Origin of the sequence: Mycobacterium sp. NAZ190054, from assembly GCF_001545925.1 — a bacterium.
GTDB lineage: Bacteria > Actinomycetota > Actinomycetes > Mycobacteriales > Mycobacteriaceae > Mycobacterium.
The window spans coordinates 1-2,101 of sequence record NZ_LMVQ01000414.1 but is presented as its reverse complement, the minus strand read 5'-3'; the positions used below and the strand labels follow the sequence as shown (position 1 = coordinate 2,101).

At 63.8% G+C, this 2,101-nt stretch carries 1 protein-coding gene and 1 pseudogene; one reads left to right on the top strand and one right to left on the bottom strand.

Translation table 11 applies throughout. From position 1 onward, the window contains the following. Window positions 1–188 precede the first annotated feature (188 nt). A complete protein-coding gene (locus tag ASJ79_RS23095) occupies window positions 189–1,427 on the top strand; it encodes an IS256 family transposase (protein ID WP_067960421.1) in 1,239 nt (412 codons plus the stop codon). Between the two features lie 55 nt (window positions 1,428–1,482). Here ASJ79_RS23095 and ASJ79_RS23090 read toward each other — a convergent pair. After that, window positions 1,483–1,632 (bottom strand): annotated as a pseudogene (locus ASJ79_RS23090) (IS256 family transposase); the annotation flags it as partial. Window positions 1,633–2,101 lie beyond the last annotated feature (469 nt).

The following is a 2,101-nucleotide window of genomic DNA, read 5'->3' as shown; positions in this document are numbered from 1 at the left end:
TCACCCGACGAGCAGCCTCCACCTTGAACTCCGGTGTGAACGACCGACGCGTCCGCGACATGTCGACATCCTTCCAGCAGGACACCGTCCCGCTATCTCAGGTGTCCACTGAAACTGGGGAACCTCCCAGCCACAACCACATCCTCCTGGTGCGATCACGGTCTCCACCAGATCCAGGACGGTTCACGATGACCCAGGACCATTCTGCCTTGCTCGCCCAGCTCGATGCGCTCAAGTCCGCTGATGCAGGGGCGGTGTTCGCCGAGCTGATCCGCGCCGGGCTGCAGGCGTTGATCGAGGCTGAAGCCACCGAGGCGATCGGCGCCGGCCGCTATCAACGCACCGACGGGCGCGCCGCTCACCGCAACGGGCACCGCCCCAAGACGGTGTCGACCACTGCCGGCGATATCGAGGTCCAGATCCCCAAACTGCGGGCCGGGTCGTTCTTCCCGTCGCTGCTCGAACGCCGGCGCCGCATCGACAAGGCGTTGCACGCGGTGATCATGGAGGCCTACGTCCACGGTGTGTCGACCCGCAGCGTCGATGACCTCGTCGGCGCGCTCGGTGTGGGTTCGGGGGTGTCGAAGTCGGAGGTCTCGCGCATCTGCGCTGGCCTGGATAAGGAGATCGAGGCCTTCCGTACCCGCAGCTTGACCCACACGACGTTTCCTTACGTGTTCTGCGACGCCACCTTCTGCAAAGTCCGCATCGGGGCGCATGTGGTCTCTCAAGCGCTGGTGGTGGCCACCGGGGTGTCCCTCGACGGCACCCGCGAGGTGCTGGGCACCGCGGTCGGTGACAGCGAATCCTTTGAGTTCTGGCGCGAGTTTCTGGCCTCGCTCAAGGCGCGTGGCCTGAGCGGGGTGCATCTGGTCATCTCCGATGCCCACGCCGGCCTCAAAGCAGCTGTCGCCCAGCAGTTCACCGGCTCATCCTGGCAGCGGTGTCGGGTGCATTTCATGCGCAACCTACACGGTGTGGTGGCCGCCAAACACGCGCCAGCGGTGACTGCGGCGGTGAAGACGATCTTCGCCCACACCGATCCCGCCGACGTCGCCGCGCAATGGGACCAGGTCGCCGACACCCTTGCCGGCAGTTTCCCCAAGGTCGCCGCGATGATGGACGAGGCCAAGGCTGATGTGCTGGCGTTCACCGCGTTCCCGCGCACCCACTGGCAGAAGATCTGGTCGAATAACCCCATCGAACGACTCAACAAGGAGATCAAACGCCGCGCCGATGTCGTCGAGATCTTCCCCAACCCGGCCGCGTTCCTGCGCCTGGCCACCGCCGTGGTCATCGAAGCCCACGACGAATGGCAAGTCACCCGCCGCTACCTATCCGAGGTCTCCATGGCCGAACTGCGCAAAGTCATCGCCGCCAAACACGCCGCCACCGAACCCATCGCCGAACAACGCCAAATCGCCTAACATTCACCACACTCGTTGATCACAACGCGTGCACCCACGCCGATCCGAAGTCCACCACCCCAAGGGGCACTATCTGACGCACCAGTTCGCGGGCGACTTCGAGTTCGTCGACCTCACGGCTGCGCGGGATATCGATCGCCGCCGGAGCGGGATCGTCATGGTCATTCTGCGATGGCTCCACAGCCACAACAGTCTCGGTCATCAGGTGACCTTTCCGCCCCCGACACACCGGGGGCCGTAAGGCCACTTACACCGTTACTGCGACACTCCCGATTTGAATCGAGAAGCTACCCGGCGAATACACAGAGGCAATGACGAGGCCAGATGGACGGCCGACCGGTACACCTCAGCGGATGGGGACGGGACCGTGTAGTCGCGGGTGGCGTCTGGACTGACGGGCCAGGCAATTAAGCACCACCGGGCATCGACCGCAAGGTTTGGCAAGAAGCGACAACGGAGTAAGGGTGCCTCCGCCTGGCCCGTGTCGATTGCGTTCGATCCACGATGATGGCCTGCGCCGTACGGTCACAGAGTTGGGCGAAGACCTAGTTGAGTCCCGCATAGTGGTGTAGCGCGGTTGCTGGGTTCGTCATCGTGTCGGTGATGGACGTAAAGCGGCCACCGCGTGATCCTTCGAGTCAACCTTCCACAGAATCCTCGAGGAGCATCACGAT